The sequence below is a fragment of the Enterobacter sp. CPE_E863 genome (genome assembly GCF_046521465.1).
Lineage (GTDB): Bacteria > Pseudomonadota > Gammaproteobacteria > Enterobacterales > Enterobacteriaceae > Enterobacter > Enterobacter adelaidei.
On the sequence record NZ_JBKFZX010000001.1, the window covers coordinates 1,418,795 to 1,434,749 of the forward strand.

Here is a 15,955-nt window from a genome sequence, read left to right on the forward strand (position 1 = left end):
CAAGAGACAATGCAATACATCCAGCAACCCCAGGCGATTGAAGCCAAAAGTTTCGACATCATTGGCGAAATCATTCGCGAAACGCGGCCGGAATACCGGTTTGCCAGCCCGCTGCATGAGGCGATCGTCAAGCGGGTGATCCATACCACCGCAGATTTCGACTGGCTGGATATTCTCTGGTTTTCAGATGACGCGCTGGAGCAACTTTGCGCGGCGCTCCGTCGCCCGTCCGTTATCTATACCGATACCACGATGGCGCTCTCCGGGATCAACAAAACGCTGCTGGCCACGTTCGGGGGCGAATGTCGCTGCTATATCAGCGACCCGCGGGTGGTGGCGCAGGCAAAGGCCCAGGGAATCACCCGCTCGATGGCGGCCGTGGATATCGCCGTGACGGAAGAGAGCGAGAAGATCTTCGTCTTTGGCAATGCGCCCACGGCGCTGTTTCGCCTGCTTGAGCATGATGTTGCCGTCAGCGGCGTGGTGGGTGTTCCGGTGGGTTTTGTGGGGGCGGCGGAATCGAAAGAGGCGCTGACGCACAGCAATTTGCCCGCGATTGCGGCCCTTGGGCGCAAAGGCGGCAGCAATGTGGCTGCGGCGATTGTGAACGCCATGCTCTATTACCTGCAGGGGGCGCGATGAGCGATTCAACCTTCGATGCCCCGGTATGGCATAACGGGAAGGCGTTACGTAAAGGCTTCACCACCGGTTCCTGCGCGACCGCGGCAGCGAAAGTCGCCGCACTGATGGTGCTGCGCCAGCATCTTATTCATCAGATCTCCATTGTGACCCCCTCCGGCGTCACGCTGTGTCTGAACGTGGAATCGCCGCACATTGAAGGGCAGCAGGCGATTGCGGCCATCCGCAAAGACGGGGGGGATGACGTCGACGCCACACACGGCATGCTGATTTTCGCCCGCGTGATGCTCAACGACAGCGGCGAGATTACGCTTTCGGGCGGCGAGGGCGTGGGGACCGTGACGCGCAAAGGCATCGGCCTGCCCATCGGCAGCGCGGCGATCAACCGCACGCCGCGTCACACCATTGAGTCCGCAGTGCGCGAGGCGATTGGCCCGACGCGCGGGGCCAACGTGGAAATCTTCGCCCCTGAAGGCGAAGCGCGGGCGCAGAAAACCTACAACTCACGCCTCGGGATCCTGGGCGGGATTTCGATCATCGGCACCACCGGTATTGTCACACCGATGTCAGAGGAGAGCTGGAAACGCTCGCTCTCTCTGGAGCTGGAGATTAAACGCGCGGCGGGGCTGGAGCGGGTCGTGCTGGTGCCGGGCAATCATGGCGAGCGTTTTGTGCGCGAGCAGATGGGCATTGATCAAGATGTCGTGGTCACCATGAGCAACTTTGTCGGCTACATGATCGAAGAGGCGGTGCGGGTGGGGTTTCGCCAGATAGTGCTGGTCGGCCATCCCGGCAAGCTCATCAAAATTGCCGCCGGGATATTCCACACCCACAGCCATATCGCCGATGCGCGCATGGAAACGCTGGTGGCGCATCTGGCGCTGCTCGGCGCGCCGCTGGAGTTACTGACCCTTGTCAGCGATTGCGATACCACCGAGGCGGCGATGGAGCATATCGAAACCTGGGGTTTTCAGCCTATTTACGGCCACCTCGCCAAACGTATCTGCCTGCGCGTGATGCAGATGTTGCGCTTTACCAAAACTCCGCCGACCTGTGACGCCATTCTGTTTTCCTTTGATAACCAGGTGCTGGGTAGCAACCGTCCGGTCGAGGCGATTGCCCGGGAGCTGCAATGTTAACGGTCGTGGGAATGGGGCCTGCGGGATTGCATCTGATGACGCCCGCTGCGCGTGAAGCCATTGAGTGTGCCGATGCGCTGGTCGGCGGAAAACGTCATCTGCTGCAGTTCCCGGCGTTTTGCGGCGAGACGTTTGTCCTGGGCGCCAACATTCCGGCGCTGCTGGCCTGGGTTGAGGCGCGTCAGGAGAAAAAGGTGGTGATTGTCGCCTCCGGCGATCCGCTGTTTTACGGCATCGGATCGCGGATGGTGGCGCATTTCGGTATGGCGCGCGTGCGCATTATTCCCGGTATCAGCGCGGTGCAGTACCTGTGCGCGCAGGCGGGCATTGATATGAATGAGATGTGGCTCACCAGCAGCCATGGTCGCAGCGTAAATGTTGATGAGCTTGCACGGCATCGCAAAGTGGCGATGGTCACCGATAGCCAGTGCGGGCCGAAAGAGATTGCCGCGCAGCTGGTGGCACGCGGTAAGGGCCATCGCTGGATGGTGATTGGTGAAAACCTGGCGATGGAAAACGAACGGATCCACTGGCTGCCCGTCAGTGTGGTTAGTGCCGACTATGAAATGAATGCAGTGGTGATCCTCGATGAAAGATGAACTGTTTTTGCGCGGCGAAACGGTGCCGATGACCAAAGAGGCGGTACGCGCCCTTGCCATCGCAAAGCTTGCGCTGCACCGCGCCAGCCACCTGATTGATGTCGGCGCGGGGACCGGAAGTGTGTCGATAGAGGCGGCGCTGCAGTTTCCCTCGCTGCGCGTGACGGCCATTGAACGTAACCCTGCAGCTCTGCAGCTGCTTGCAGAAAATCGCCAGCATTTTGCCTGTCACAATATCGCTATTTTGCCGGGCGTAGCGCCGTTGCCGGTGGCGGATAAGGCCGATGCGGTATTTATGGGCGGCAGCGGTGGCCATCTGACCTCGCTTATTGACTGGTCCCTGCGCCAGCTACATCCAGGCGGACGTCTGGTGATGACGTTTATCCTGATGGAAAACCTCAATACCGCGCTGGCCCATCTGCAGGAGATCGGCGCGCAGGACATTGATTGCCTGCAAATGCAGGTCTCCGCACTGGCCCCGCTTGGCAGCGGCCACTATTTCAAACCGAACAATCCCGTTTTTGTTATCGCCTGTCAGAAGGAAGAACACCATGTCTGAGACGTTTGATTCCCGTTGCGTGTGGTTTGTCGGTGCTGGTCCCGGCGATCGAGAGCTCATTACGCTCAAGGGATACAAGCTGCTGCAGCAGGCGCAGGTGGTCATCTATGCCGGTTCGCTGATCAATACCGAACTGTTGGCATACTGCCCGCAGGGGGCGGAATGCCACGACAGCGCGGAACTCCATTTAGAACAGATCATTGACCTGATGGCGGCGGGCGTGAAGGCCGGAAAGACGGTGGTGCGTTTACAGACCGGTGATGTCTCCCTCTACGGCTCCGTCCGGGAACAGGGTGAAGAGTTGACCAAACGCGGAATCGCCTGGCAGGTGGTGCCCGGCGTCAGCGCCTTCCTCGGCGCTGCGGCGGAGCTTGGGGTGGAGTACACCGTGCCTGAAGTCTCGCAGAGCCTGATTATTACCCGCCTCGAAGGTCGTACGCCGGTGCCGGCGCGTGAACAGCTGGAGTCATTTGCCAGCCATCAGACCTCAATGGCGATTTATCTTTCGGTCCAGCGTATTCATCGGGTGGCGGAACGCCTGATTGAAGGCGGTTATCCAGACACCACGCCCGTTGCCGTCATTTATAAAGCGACCTGGCCGGAAAGCCAGACCGTACGCGGCACGCTGGCGGACATCGCCGACAAGGTACGCGAGGCGGGGATCCGCAAAACGGCGCTCATTCTGGTCGGGAAATTCCTGGGCGAGGAGTATCACTACTCAAAACTCTATGCCGCGGATTTTAGCCATGAATACCGTAAAGCCTGAGTCCATCGCGCTTTTTTGCCTGACCCCGGGCGGCGTGCGGCTGGCGAAGCGGCTGGCGGCGATGCTGCCGGTAACCTGCTTTACCAGCGAGCGTTTGCAGGAAGAGGGCTTTGTTCCCTTCGACGGCGGCTTTGCCCCGGCGGTTCGCGAGGCGTTCATGCACTACCCGTCGCTGATTTTTATCGGCGCAACCGGCATTGCGGTGCGCGTCCTGGCACCGTTAATCCACGACAAACTGATCGACCCGGCGGTGGTGGTGATCGATGAACGCGGGCAGCACGTGATTAGCCTGCTTTCCGGCCATGCTGGCGGGGCGAATGCACTGACCCACTACCTGGCGGGAATACTGGGGGCTGACCCGGTGATTACCACCGCCACGGACGTCAACGAGATGGCCGCGCTGGATACCCTTGCCTTCCAGCTGAATGCCCGAATGAGCGATTTCCGAACGACGGTAAAAATCGTCAACCAGATGCTGGTGAGCCACCAGCGGGTAGGGCTGTGGTGGGATGCGGAACTCGACGACGACGTCAGCCGGTGCGATCGGCGCGGGTTTATCACCGTGAGCGACCTGCATTACCTGCCGGAACTGGATGCGCTGGTGTGTATTACGCTGCGAAACACGCTGCCGGAACTGCCATTGCCGCACTGGAAGCTGGTCCCTCAGCGGGTCGTGGCGGGTATCGGCTGTCGACGCGACACACCGTTTCCGCTGCTGGCAACCCTGCTGGCGCGTCAGTTCGAGGCGCAACGGCTCGACCCGCTGGCCCTAAAAGCGATTGGCAGCGTCTCCCTTAAAAAAGACGAAGCGGGCTTGCTCCAGCTTGCCGCTTGCTGGGGTGTGCCGTTTGAAACCTTTACCGCTGACGCGCTGCGTGAGCACGAACATCGCTTTCCGGCCTCATCGTTTGTACGCCAGACGGTAGGCGTGGGAAGCGTCTCGGGTCCGGCAGCGTGGCTGCTGAGCCATGGGCAACTACGAGGAGAAACCCTGCGCGAACAGGGCGTCACTATCACTTTGGGAGTTTCACACTGATGTTAACCGTAATTGGAATCGGCCCTGGCTCGCAGGCCATGATGACCATGGAAGCTGTAGACGCGCTGCAGGCGGCAGAAATCATCGTTGGCTACAAAACCTATACCCATCTGGTGAAGGCCTTCACCGGCGACAAACAGGTGATCAAAACCGGTATGTGCAAAGAGATTGAACGCTGTCAGGCGGCGATCGAGCTGGCGCAGGCCGGGCATAACGTCGCGCTTATCAGCAGCGGCGACGCCGGTATTTATGGGATGGCGGGGCTGGTGCTGGAGTTGGTCAGCAAACAGAAACTGGACGTTGAGGTTCGCCTGATCCCCGGAATGACGGCCAGTATCGCCGCCGCATCTCTGCTTGGCGCACCGCTGATGCACGATTTTTGCCACATCAGCTTAAGCGATCTGCTGACGCCGTGGCCGGTCATCGAAAAACGTATTGTCGCCGCGGGAGAAGCGGACTTCGTCATCTGTTTCTATAACCCGCGCAGCCGGGGGCGCGAGGGCCATCTGGCACGGGCGTTTGAGCTGCTGTCCGCCAGCAAAAGCCCGCAAACGCCGGTAGGGGTAGTGAAGTCTGCCGGGCGTAAAAAGCAGGAGAAGTGGTTAACCACGCTGGGCGACATGGACTTTGAACCGGTCGATATGACAAGCCTGGTGATCGTCGGAAATAAAGCCACCTTCGTTCAGGAGGGGCTGATGATCACCCCCCGGGGCTATGTGCTGTGAACTATGGCGACGTGCTGGTCATGGGCGGCACCAGCGATGCCCGCGCGATCTGCCAGCAACTGGATGCGGCGGGCGTGGCCTACACCCTGTCGGTGGCAACACCCACCGGGCAGCGGCTGGCGGGCGATATTAACGGTCAGGTGCGCTGTGGCCGCCTGGAGCCACAACAGATGGTTGACTGGCTGGCGGAAAACAGGACCCGCTGGGTGATTGACGCTTCGCATCCCTACGCTGAGGTGGTCAGCCGCAACATCCTGACGGCCTGTGAAACGGTGGGGGTGTTGCTTAGCCGCTATCAGCGCCCCGAACAGCTCAGCGAGCTGACGCATCCGCTGCTCTACAGCGTGCCGGGAATTGAAGAGGCCTGCTACATCGCGCGGCGGCTGGGCGAACGGGTGCTGTTGACCACCGGCAGTAAAGATCTGGCGCGCTGGCGCGCAGGTCTGCCGGAGAAAACGCTGATGGCCCGGGTTTTGCCAGTGCCCGAGGTCATCGAGCAATGCGCCGGACTTGGCTTTGGCGTTACCGAGATCTTTGCTATGTGCGGGCCCTTCAGCGCTGAATTTAACGCGGCGTTTTATCGCCAGTGCCGGGCTGACGTGATGATAACCAAAGCCTCCGGCGCAGAAGGTGGCTATCAGGAGAAGGTTCAACCCTGTCTGGATGCGGGCATCCCCTGCATCGTGATTACACGCCCGGCACCGCTGGTGACGGGAGAGGAATTACTGGAAAGTCAGGCCGCATTCGCCGGGCGTTTAGCGCGCTGGCTGGCCGCTGCTTAAGGAGTTAGAGATGAAAAAGGCGCTTCTGGTGGTCAGCTTTGGTACCAGCTACCACGATACCTGCGAGAAGAATATTGTGGCGTGCGAGCATGCGCTGGCGGAAAGCTGCCCTGACCGCGAGCTGTTTCGGGCATTCACCTCCGGGATGATCATTCGCAAGCTCAAACAGCGTGACGGCATTGAGATCGACACGCCGCTGCAGGCGCTGAAAAAGCTTGCGGCTCAGGGATATCAGGACGTGGCGATCCAGTCTCTGCACATCATCAACGGCGATGAGTACGAGAAAATTGTCCGTGAAGTGCAGAGCCTGCGCCCGCTGTTTACCCGCCTGACGCTGGGGGCACCGCTACTGAGCAGCCACGACGATTACGCGCAGCTGATGCGCGCATTGCAACAGCAAATGCCGACGCTTGGGGCCACGGAAAAAGTGGTGTTTATGGGCCACGGTGCCAGCCATCACGCCTTTGCGGCCTATGCCTGCCTCGACCACATGATGATGGCCCAGAGCTTCCCGGCCCGCGTCGGCGCGGTGGAGAGCTATCCGGAAGTCGACATCCTGATTGAGAGCCTCGGTAAAGAAGGCGTCACCGGCGTGCATTTGATGCCGCTGATGCTGGTGGCCGGCGATCACGCCATCAACGATATGGCCTCTGATGACGAAGACTCCTGGAAGACGTTGTTTAACGCCGCCGGGATCCCGGCGACGCCGTGGCTGAGCGGGCTGGGTGAAAACCCGGCGGTACGCGCAATGTTCGTCGCCCATTTACAGCAGGCGCTGAGTATGGCGCTGGAGGAGGCGGCATGAGCGGCAAACTGTACGCCCTGAGTACCGGACCGGGCGCGCCGGATCTTATCACCGTGCGTGCCTCACGGATCCTTGGTTCGCTGGATATTCTCTACGCCCCGGCGGGCCGCAAAGGCGGCGATAGCCTGGCGCTTTCTATCGTCCGGGCGTTTATCGGCGAACAGACCGAAATCCGCTGCTGTCACTTTCCCATGAGCGCCGACAGTGCTGAAAAGGAGGCGGTGTGGGATGAGGTGGCCGACGCGTTAGTGCGTGAGGTGAACGACGGGAAACAGGTTGGTTTTATCACCCTGGGCGATGCCATGCTGTTCAGCACGTGGGTGTTTTTACTTCAGCGCATCGGCAGCCCGGACTGGCTGGAGATTGTGCCCGGCGTGACGTCGTTTGCCGCGATTGCCGCGCGTTCAAAAATGCCGCTGGCGATGGAACAGCAGTCGCTGGCGGTGATTTCCTGTACCGTGCCGGAAGCGGAGATTGCGCACGCGCTGCAGCAACACGACAGCCTGGTGCTGATGAAGGTCTATGGCCGGTTTGCGCGCATCAAAGCGCTGCTGACGCAGGCCGGACTGCTGGACTGTGCACTGATGATGTCAGAGGCCACGCTCCCCGGCGAGCTGTGCTGGCGGCATCTGGATGAGGTTGCTGATGACCAGCCGTTACCCTATTTCTCGACCATTCTGGTCAACAAACAGTGGGAGTATGCGCAATGAAACTGGAACAACAGCTTAAACAGCTGTCATTAAGTGGCCTGGCGGCGGCGCTATTGCTGATGGTGGTGCCGGAGCAGGCGTTCGCGATGCATATCATGGAAGGGTTTTTACCGCCGATGTGGGCGCTGGCGTGGTGGCTGCTCTTCTTACCGTGCCTGTGGTACGGGCTGGTGCGCCTGCGTCGTATCGTGCAGGAGGATAACCACCAGAAAATCCTGCTGGCTCTGTGCGGGGCGTTTATTTTCGTGCTGTCGGCGCTGAAGATCCCATCGGTAACCGGCAGTTGCTCGCATCCGACCGGCGTGGGGCTCGCCGTGATTCTGTTCGGGCCGGGCGTCGTCGCCATCCTCGGTGCCATCGTGCTGCTGTTTCAGGCGCTGTTGCTGGCGCACGGCGGGTTAACCACGCTTGGCGCGAACGGCATGTCGATGGCGGTGATTGGGCCGGTTGTCGGGTACATGGTGTGGAAGATGGCCTGCCGTGCCGGGCTTCGCCGTGACGTTGGGGTATTTTTGTGCGCCATGCTGGCGGATCTGGTGACCTATTTTGTCACCTCGGTCCAGCTTGGCGCGGCGTTCCCGGACCCGACGACGGGTGCTGCGGGCTCGATGGTGAAATTCATGGGCATTTTCTGCCTGACGCAAATCCCCATCGCCATCGCGGAGGGCTTGTTAACCGTCATGATTTATGACCAGTTGACCAAACGTCGGCTGATTACCGCACAAGGATACTGAGATGAAAAAGACACTGATGCTGTTGGCGATGGTGCTCGCCCTGATCGTAATGCCATTTTTTATCGATCACGGTGGCGAATTTGGTGGCTCGGATGGTGAAGCCGAAAATCAAATCCAGGTTGTGGCACCGCATTACACGCCATGGTTCACGCCACTCTATGAACCCGCCAGCGGCGAAATTGAAAGTCTGCTGTTTACGCTCCAGGGGTCCATTGGCGCAGCGGTGATTTTCTATATTTTGGGCTACACCAAAGGCAGACAGCGCCGTGATGACCGGGCTTGACAGGCTGAGCTACCAGAGCCGCTGGGCTCAGGTTGCGCCGGAACGCAAGTTTCTGCTCTGGCTGGCGCTGATGACTCTGGCGTTTGCGCTGCCGCCGCTGGGGCAGGGGATCGTCCTGGCGCTGACGGCGGGACTGACCTGCTGGCTGCTGCGGATGACCTTCTGGCGCTGGTGTCGCTGGATGTCGCTGCCGTTTGGCTTTCTGCTGGTCGGGGTACTGACGATCCTCTTTAGCGTCACCCGTGATCCGCATACGCTGGCGGTGAGCGTTCCGGTGGGGCACTACTGGCTGGGGATAACTGCTTCCGGGCTGACCGCCGCTAACGAAACCTTCTGGCGCAGCCTTACCGCGCTGGCGGCAACCTTCTGGCTGGTGCTGAACCTGCCCTTTCCGCAGCTGATTGTGCTGCTTAAGCGGGCGCGCGTGCCGCGCCTGCTTACCGAGCAGATTCTGCTGACCTGGCGCTTTATTTTTATTCTGTTAGACGAAGCGCTGGCGATTCACCGCGCGCAGACGCTGCGTTTTGGCTATCGTAGCCTGCCAAAAAGTTATCGCTCGCTGGCGATGCTGGTCGGTTTGCTGTTTACCCGGGTGCTGATTCGCTATCAGCAGATGGCGACCACGCTGGATATTAAACTCTACCAGGGTGATTTTCCCCTGTAAGGAATCGCACCATGCTGACCACCGCCGATCTCTGGTTTCGCTATCAGGAGACGCATGTACTCAAAGGGCTGACGCTGGATTTTTCGACGCATGCCGTCACCGGGCTAGTGGGAGCTAATGGCTGCGGAAAGTCGACGTTATTTATGAACCTGAGCGGTCTGCTGAAGCCGCAGCAGGGGGAGGTGCTGTGGCAGGGGAAGCCGCTGGACTACAGCAAGCGCGGACTGCTGGCGCTCCGTCAACAGGTCACAACGGTGTTTCAGGACCCCGATCAGCAGATCTTCTATACCGATATCGATAGCGACATCGCCTTCAGCCTGCGTAACCTGGGCGTAGCGGAACCGGAGATTGCGCGGCGCGTCGACGATGCGCTGACGCTGGTCGACGCGCAGCGTTTTCGCCAGCAGCCGATCCAGTGCCTGAGCCATGGGCAAAAGAAGCGGGTCGCCATTGCCGGGGCGCTGGTGCTGGGGGCACGCTATCTTCTGCTGGACGAGCCCACGGCCGGGCTTGATCCTTCAGGACGCTCGCAGATGATCGAGATCATCAGGCGCATTGTGGCGCAGGGGAACCACGTGGTGATCTCCAGCCATGATATTGACCTGATTTACGAAGTCAGCGATGCCGTTTACGTGCTGCGCCGGGGAGAAGTGCTGGCGCACGGCGCGCCGGGTGAGGTCTTCGCTCGCGGCGAGCTGATGGAACGGGTCGGATTAACGCAGCCCTGGCTCGTTAAACTGCACGCGCAGCTTGGCCTGCCGTTGTGTAAAACCGAAGATGAATTTTTCAGCCGCATGCGAAAACAAAACGCAATGAAGGAGGCCTCATGACGCAGGCAATTATGTTGCAGGGCACCGCTTCTGACGTCGGCAAAAGCGTCCTGGTGGCGGGGCTGTGCCGGATTTTTTATCAGGATGGCCTGCGTACCGCGCCGTTTAAGTCGCAGAATATGGCGCTCAATTCCGGTATCACGCCGGAGGGAAAAGAGATGGGGCGCGCGCAGATTCTTCAGGCGCAGGCGGCGGGGATTACGCCGGACGTACGGATGAATCCGGTATTGTTAAAACCAACCAGCGACCGTAAAGCGCAGGTGGTGCTGATGGGGCAGGTGGCAACCGATATGGACGCGGTCAGCTACCACGAGTACAAACCGCGCCTGCGGGAGCAGATCCGCGATGTCTATAACAGCCTGGCCGGGGAGTATGACGTGCTGGTGCTGGAAGGTGCGGGCAGCCCGGCGGAGATCAACCTGCGCGATCGCGATATCGTCAACATGGGCATGGCCGAAATGGCGCAGTGCTCGGTGATCCTCGTGGCGGATATTGACAGAGGCGGCGTATTTGCCGCCATCTACGGTACGCTGGCGCTTCTGCACGACCACGAGCGGGCGCGCGTGAAAGGGGTCATCATCAATAAATTTCGTGGCGATGTTGCGCTGCTTTACTCGGGTATTGAGCAGATTGAAAACCTGACCGGCGTGCCGGTACTGGGCGTTATGCCGTGGCTGGATGTCGATCTGGAAGACGAAGACGGCGTGGCGCTGCAAAAGGGAAAATACCTGCGAACCGCGCGGCGCGATATCGACATCGCCGTGGTGCAGGTACCGCATATCTCCAATTTCACCGATTTTAACGCGCTGGCGGCGCAGCCCGATGTTCGCGTGCGCTATGTCCGTTATCCCCAGGAGCTGGCGGGGGCTGACCTCGTGATTCTACCCGGCAGTAAAAATACGCTGGGGGATCTGGCCTGGCTGCGGGAAAGCGGTATGGCGCACGCTGTGCTCCAGTCACACCAGCAGAACGTACCCGTCATGGGCATTTGCGGCGGCTACCAGATGCTTGGCGACACCATCATCGATGAGGTGGAATCTGGTATGGGAACCCAGCCAGGGCTGGGTCTGCTCCATACCGTGACCCGCTTCGCGCAGCGAAAAACCACGACGCAGGTTTCGGCGCAGATGGCGTCGGCGCTCCCGGCGTGGCTTAAGTCGGCGGCGGGCATTAAGGTGCAGGGTTATGAGATTCATATGGGAGAGACCCGTCTGACAGCCGACGATTATCCGGCACTGTTTCTGGAAAAAGAGGGCGAGCGCATAGCGGACGGCGCCATCAGCGCGGACGGGCAGGTGATAGGGACGTATCTCCACGGGTTGTTCGATAACGATGCCTTCACGCGCGCGATGGTGGATGGCTTACGCCAGCGCAAAGGATTGGCACCATTAGACGTTGCGGTAGATTACGCGGGCTACAAAGCGCAACAGTTTGATCTCTTAGCCAGCGCGATGAGAGAACACATTGATATTAAAAAGATCTATCAAATAATGCAGGAGCATCAGGAGGTGGGGGCATGATTTTAGTCACCGGAGGCGCGCGCAGCGGGAAAAGTGCGCACGTCGAACAGCTGGCGGCGGCGCAGTGCGAGCGTGTGCTGTATATCGCGACGTCGGTGATTACCGATGAAGAGATGGCGCTGCGCGTTGACAAGCACCGCGCACAGCGTCCTGCGCACTGGCGAACCTGGGAAGGGTATCGCGATCTGGGCGACGTGATTCGCCATCAGGTGCAGCCGGGCGAAGGCGTGGTTCTGGAATGCGTCACCACTCTGTTGTCGAACCTGCTCTATGACGCCAGCGGCGGCGCTTCGCCGGAGACCCTCGATTTTTCCGCGCTTGAGGCGGTGCTGCAACAGCAGGTGGACGACCTGATTGCGGCCTGCCAGCAGTCGGCGGCGCCGGTTTATATTGTGACCAATGAGCTGGGCATGAGCATCACGCCCGAGAATCGGCTGGCGCGTCATTTTGTTGATATTGCCGGTCGCGCGAACCAAAGGCTGGCGCAAGCGGCACAGGAAGTGTGGCTGGTTGTCTCGGGAATTGGGGTAAAGATTAAATGCCGTTAAAAATGTTGTGGGCGACGCTGGGATTTATTACCCGCATTCCGGTGCCGCAAAAGTGGAGCGACGGCGTTGAATTTTCACAGTATGGCCGTGGCGTACCCTGGTTCCCCGTGGTGGGCCTGATCGTTGGGGTTTTGGCCGCCTTAGGCTATCTGGCGGTGAGCCAGACCGGCGGGGGGATTTATATCGGTGCCGTCGCCTGGGTACTGGCGCTGGTGCTGCTGACCGGTGGGTTTCATCTGGACGGTCTGGCGGACACTTGTGATGGCGTGTTTTCTGCCCGTACCCGCGAACGGATGCTGGAGATTATGCGCGATAGCCGGTTGGGGACCTACGGCGGTCTGGCTATCGTATTCTGCATCCTTATCAAGGTCGCAGCGGCGATCTCCCTGGCTCACCTTCCGGTTCATACCCTGTTTGCGCTGCTGGTGTGCGCGCCGATCGTCGGGCGAACGGGAATGGTGTTGGTCATGTATCGGCAGCACTATGCGCGCGAAGGTGCAGGGATGGCAAACGCCTATCTCGGCCATATCAGCGGCAAAGAGACGGTCATCACCCTCTGCATCGGCGTGGCGCTCGTGGGGCTGCTGGCGGGGATGCAGGGGCTTGTCGCCAGCGTCATCACCTGGATTGTCGTCAACGCGGTAAAGATCTTTTTAAGCCGCCGACTGAACGGGCTGACGGGGGATACCCTGGGCGCGATGGAGGAGATCGGCGAAATGGCCTTCCTTCTGGCGCTTCTGTGGTTCTGATGTATGCGTATTTTTCTGGTCCGACACGGTCAAACAACCGCTAACATCAGCGGCGTGTTTTACGGGAGCACCGATCTGTCGCTCTCGCCGCAGGGCATTGCGCAAAGCCAGCGTGTTGCCGGGTACCTGTCCGGGGTCGCGTTCGGGCAAACGCGCGTCAGCGCGCTCCAGCGTTCGCAGCAAACGGCGCGGCTTATCGTGCCGACAGCCCATGATATCCATGTTGATGCGCGTCTTAATGAGCTGGATTTTGGTGAATGGGAGATGCGGCACTTCAGCGACATCGAAAAAGAACATCCCGCGTCGTGGCAGAGCTGGATGGATGACTGGCAAAACGCCACGCCCGACGGCGGCGAGGCCTTCCCGCATTTCGCCGCGCGCGTCAGGGCGGCGGCGGATGAGATGAGTCAACTACAGCAGCGCGAAGACACGCTTATTGTGGCGCATCAGGGCGTGCTGAGCCTGCTGCTGGCAACCTGGTTAGGGATGCCCGTGGCGGCAATGTGGCATTTCCCGTTCAGTCACGATGCCTACACGGTCGTTGAAAATCGGGCCGGGCATTGGGTGTTACGCGTATTTAATGGCAGAAACGTTTGGCAAACTGAGGAATGAGGGTGTGAGGATGGGGACAGTGAAGGAGCTGGCGGCGGCCATCAGACCGCTTGATAAACAGAAGATTCAGGCGGCCTCACGGCATGTTGATGGCTTAATAAAGCCGACAAACAGCCTCGGTCGGCTGGAGAGCCTGGCTATACAGCTTTCGGGAATGTGGGGAATCGACAGGCTCGATAATCTGCAAAAAGAGATTATCGTCATGTGCGCCGACCATGGCGTATTTGATGAAGGTGTGGCCGTGACGCCGAAAGTGGTGACCTGGCTTCAGGCCGTCAATATGCAAAAGGGGGTGACCGGGGTGTGCGTGCTGGCCCGCAATAGCCAGACGTCGGTGCTGCCCGTTGACATCGGTATTGACGGTGAGCCTATCGACAATATGCTCAGCCTTAAACTCTCGCGTGGCAGCGGTAATATCGCCCAGGGGCCGGCGATGAGCCGCCAGGATGCCGAGCACCTGCTGCTGGCGAGCGCCAGCCTCGTTAAACAACGCGCTCAGGAGGGGATCTCCATCTTTGGCGTTGGCGAGCTGGGTATTGCCAACACGACACCGGCCTCGGCAATCATCAGCGTGCTGACCGACAGCGATCCGCATGATGTGGTGGGGATTGGGGCCAATTTGCCGCAGGATCGGGTGCAGCATAAGGAAACCGTTGTCCGTCAGGCGATACGCATTAACCAGCCGGATGCGCGCGATGCGGTTGATGTTCTGGCCAAAGTCGGCGGCTATGACCTGGTGGGCATGACCGGGGTGATATTGGGCGCTGGCGCATGCGGATTGCCAGTGGTGTTAGACGGTTTTCTCTCTTATGCCGCGGCCATCGCCGCCTGTCAGATTGCACCAGAAGTTAAGAGCTACTGTATTCCCTCTCATTTTTCCGCCGAAAAAGGTGCCAGACGTGCGCTGGAGCACCTTGGGCTGGCGCCGTTTATCCATCTTGATATGCGTCTTGGCGAAGGGAGCGGTGCCGCGCTGGCAATGTCTATCGTCAGTGCGGCCTGCGCAATGTACTGCGAGATGGGGCAACTGGCGCAAAGCGGCATTGAGTTGCCGGTTCCGGCATGACGGAAAAGTAAAAACCTGCGATAGCAGTATCGCAGGTTTTTTTGTGTACAGGAAACCCCAGCCCGGCAGGTAGCCGGAAAGCGTCCAGCTTTGGGCCAGCGGTCAACCCCCCTTAACAGGGCATTCTGGTGCTGAGGATACGACGTCGATACTGCAGCGGCGTCTGACGCATCATCTTTTTAAAGCAGGTGATGAAATAGGTCACCTCGCTAAACCCGACGGCCAGGGCAATAGTGTCAATACTCTCATCGCTGTACCGTAACAGATCGCAGCTGCTTTTTATCCGCCGGGTCAGCAAATATTCGTGGATGCTGCCCCCGGTCTGCTGGCGGAAAATGCGTGAGGTATAGCTGCGCGAAAGCCCCAGGTCGTGCGCTAGCTGGTCGAGCGAAAACTTGCTGGTATAGTGGGCTTCTATCCAGCTCATAATCCGCGAGGCGACGGTCTGCTGGCGCGGCGGGTAGGGCTGAGGTTGCTCGGGAAGAAATGCCATGAGCTGCATCACCAGAAATGCCACCTCGCAGGCCTCGGTCTGCTCGTTGCCCTCCAGGCGCTGGAACTGCTCAAGGATCCTCTCGATAAACGCCGCGTGCTCGCTGAGATCGTAGATTTGCGCGGGCAGATTGCTGGCGGCCAGCGCGGCGAACCTGGCCTGATGGCGCGGGAAGTCGCTAAGCGCACTTTCGACGACTGCTTGCTCAATGTGCATAGTGGTGCGGTGATAGGGGTTTTTATCGCTATGATCGACCTGCACTTTGTGCAAACGGAAGGGCGGGAAGATAAATAATCGCCCCGGACGGGCGGTGTAGTGCTGATTATCCACCACCACGATGCCGTAGCCGCTGGAAATGTAGAGCAATTCAACGCATTGATGCCAGTGGTAGTAAATCGCGCTGCTGGCGTACAGGCGGTTAAAAGAAATGGCCTGCCGATCGAGCGTAATGCGTTCCAGCAGCTGCGTTTCACCCATTTTACCTCCAGGACAACAGATTTAAATTTTTAGGCCATCATTTGTAATTTATCCTCCTCACGATCGATAAAATCCAGCAAAAATGAAATGGTGGTTCAATTTTGTGAGTCTGCTCACTCAGTGCCGGGAATAAAAGCAGTTACTCTTCATCCGGACGTCGCACTCGTGGCTTTAAAAAGCCTAATAACAATAAGTTATCTCTACCCTCGTGTAATGCGG

Annotated in this window: 20 protein-coding genes; 19 read left to right on the forward strand and 1 reads right to left on the reverse strand. The window is 59.3% G+C overall.

The genetic code is table 11. The features are described 5' to 3' along the window. The first annotated feature begins 9 nt into the window (after window positions 1-9). The 19 genes from ACLHV8_RS06805 to cobT are packed head-to-tail and all read left to right on the forward strand — an operon-like array spanning window position 10 to window position 14,766. Window positions 10-642: a cobalt-precorrin-8 methylmutase gene (locus tag ACLHV8_RS06805; RefSeq protein WP_208594930.1), complete on the forward strand. Its 633-nt coding sequence runs from the start codon at window positions 10-12 to the stop codon at window positions 640-642. Continuing rightward, window positions 639-1,778, forward strand: coding sequence for a cobalt-precorrin-5B (C(1))-methyltransferase CbiD (cbiD, locus tag ACLHV8_RS06810; RefSeq protein ID WP_208594929.1), 1,140 nt, complete (start codon window positions 639-641; stop codon window positions 1,776-1,778). The genes ACLHV8_RS06805 and cbiD overlap by 4 nt, the downstream gene beginning before the upstream one ends. Then, on the forward strand, window positions 1,772-2,377 hold the full coding sequence (locus ACLHV8_RS06815) for a cobalt-precorrin-7 (C(5))-methyltransferase (RefSeq protein WP_208594928.1): 606 nt from the start codon (window positions 1,772-1,774) through the stop codon (window positions 2,375-2,377). Before cbiD ends, ACLHV8_RS06815 begins: the two co-directional genes overlap by 7 nt. Next, window positions 2,367-2,936, forward strand: a complete 570-nt coding sequence (locus ACLHV8_RS06820; protein ID WP_208594927.1) for a decarboxylating cobalt-precorrin-6B (C(15))-methyltransferase — start codon at window positions 2,367-2,369, stop codon at window positions 2,934-2,936. The genes ACLHV8_RS06815 and ACLHV8_RS06820 overlap by 11 nt, the downstream gene beginning before the upstream one ends. Continuing rightward, complete coding sequence (locus ACLHV8_RS06825; protein WP_208594926.1) at window positions 2,929-3,702, forward strand: cobalt-precorrin-4 methyltransferase; 774 nt, start codon at window positions 2,929-2,931, stop codon at window positions 3,700-3,702. Before ACLHV8_RS06820 ends, ACLHV8_RS06825 begins: the two co-directional genes overlap by 8 nt. Further along, entirely contained in the window at window positions 3,683-4,738 is a 1,056-nt protein-coding gene (gene cbiG, locus ACLHV8_RS06830; protein ID WP_208594925.1) for a cobalt-precorrin 5A hydrolase, read from the forward strand. Before ACLHV8_RS06825 ends, cbiG begins: the two co-directional genes overlap by 20 nt. Beyond that, entirely contained in the window at window positions 4,738-5,463 is a 726-nt protein-coding gene (locus ACLHV8_RS06835) for a precorrin-3B C(17)-methyltransferase (RefSeq protein WP_028019172.1), read from the forward strand. Before cbiG ends, ACLHV8_RS06835 begins: the two co-directional genes overlap by 1 nt. Then, window positions 5,460-6,245, forward strand: coding sequence for a cobalt-precorrin-6A reductase (locus ACLHV8_RS06840; RefSeq protein ID WP_208594924.1), 786 nt, complete (start codon window positions 5,460-5,462; stop codon window positions 6,243-6,245). The genes ACLHV8_RS06835 and ACLHV8_RS06840 overlap by 4 nt, the downstream gene beginning before the upstream one ends. A gap of 10 nt (window positions 6,246-6,255) precedes the next feature. Then, entirely contained in the window at window positions 6,256-7,050 is a 795-nt protein-coding gene (gene cbiK / locus ACLHV8_RS06845; protein WP_208594923.1) for a sirohydrochlorin cobaltochelatase, read from the forward strand. Next, window positions 7,047-7,760, forward strand: coding sequence for a cobalt-factor II C(20)-methyltransferase (locus ACLHV8_RS06850; RefSeq protein ID WP_410376833.1), 714 nt, complete (start codon window positions 7,047-7,049; stop codon window positions 7,758-7,760). Before cbiK ends, ACLHV8_RS06850 begins: the two co-directional genes overlap by 4 nt. After that, window positions 7,757-8,494, forward strand: coding sequence for a cobalt ECF transporter S component CbiM (gene cbiM / locus ACLHV8_RS06855; RefSeq protein WP_208594921.1), 738 nt, complete (start codon window positions 7,757-7,759; stop codon window positions 8,492-8,494). The genes ACLHV8_RS06850 and cbiM overlap by 4 nt, the downstream gene beginning before the upstream one ends. A gap of 1 nt (window position 8,495) precedes the next feature. Beyond that, window positions 8,496-8,777 carry an energy-coupling factor ABC transporter substrate-binding protein gene (locus ACLHV8_RS06860; protein WP_028019167.1) on the forward strand — a complete coding sequence of 94 codons (282 nt, stop codon included), beginning with the start codon at window positions 8,496-8,498 and terminating at the stop codon, window positions 8,775-8,777. Then, window positions 8,764-9,441: an energy-coupling factor ABC transporter transmembrane protein gene (locus ACLHV8_RS06865; protein WP_028019166.1), complete on the forward strand. Its 678-nt coding sequence runs from the start codon at window positions 8,764-8,766 to the stop codon at window positions 9,439-9,441. Before ACLHV8_RS06860 ends, ACLHV8_RS06865 begins: the two co-directional genes overlap by 14 nt. Window positions 9,442-9,452: 11 nt before the next feature. Beyond that, complete coding sequence (locus tag ACLHV8_RS06870; protein ID WP_208594920.1) at window positions 9,453-10,271, forward strand: energy-coupling factor ABC transporter ATP-binding protein; 819 nt, start codon at window positions 9,453-9,455, stop codon at window positions 10,269-10,271. Continuing rightward, the gene (locus ACLHV8_RS06875) at window positions 10,268-11,791 is read left to right on the forward strand and encodes a cobyric acid synthase (RefSeq protein ID WP_208594919.1); all 1,524 of its coding nucleotides are present in this window, start codon (window positions 10,268-10,270) and stop codon (window positions 11,789-11,791) included. The genes ACLHV8_RS06870 and ACLHV8_RS06875 overlap by 4 nt, the downstream gene beginning before the upstream one ends. Beyond that, on the forward strand, window positions 11,788-12,339 hold the full coding sequence (gene cobU / locus ACLHV8_RS06880; RefSeq protein ID WP_208594918.1) for a bifunctional adenosylcobinamide kinase/adenosylcobinamide-phosphate guanylyltransferase: 552 nt from the start codon (window positions 11,788-11,790) through the stop codon (window positions 12,337-12,339). The genes ACLHV8_RS06875 and cobU overlap by 4 nt, the downstream gene beginning before the upstream one ends. Beyond that, window positions 12,330-13,088, forward strand: a complete 759-nt coding sequence (gene cobS, locus ACLHV8_RS06885; RefSeq protein WP_410376834.1) for an adenosylcobinamide-GDP ribazoletransferase — start codon at window positions 12,330-12,332, stop codon at window positions 13,086-13,088. Before cobU ends, cobS begins: the two co-directional genes overlap by 10 nt. 3 nt (window positions 13,089-13,091) lie before the next feature. Further along, complete coding sequence (cobC, locus tag ACLHV8_RS06890; RefSeq protein WP_028019162.1) at window positions 13,092-13,700, forward strand: alpha-ribazole phosphatase; 609 nt, start codon at window positions 13,092-13,094, stop codon at window positions 13,698-13,700. A 10-nt stretch (window positions 13,701-13,710) separates the two neighbouring features. Further along, a complete protein-coding gene (cobT, locus tag ACLHV8_RS06895; RefSeq protein WP_134707503.1) occupies window positions 13,711-14,766 on the forward strand; it encodes a nicotinate-nucleotide--dimethylbenzimidazole phosphoribosyltransferase in 1,056 nt (351 codons plus the stop codon). Between the two features lie 112 nt (window positions 14,767-14,878). Here the strand turns inward: cobT and ACLHV8_RS06900 are convergent, their stop codons facing one another. Further along, the gene (locus tag ACLHV8_RS06900; RefSeq protein ID WP_208594916.1) at window positions 14,879-15,736 is read right to left on the reverse strand and encodes an AraC family transcriptional regulator; all 858 of its coding nucleotides are present in this window, start codon (window positions 15,734-15,736) and stop codon (window positions 14,879-14,881) included. Window positions 15,737-15,955 lie beyond the last annotated feature (219 nt).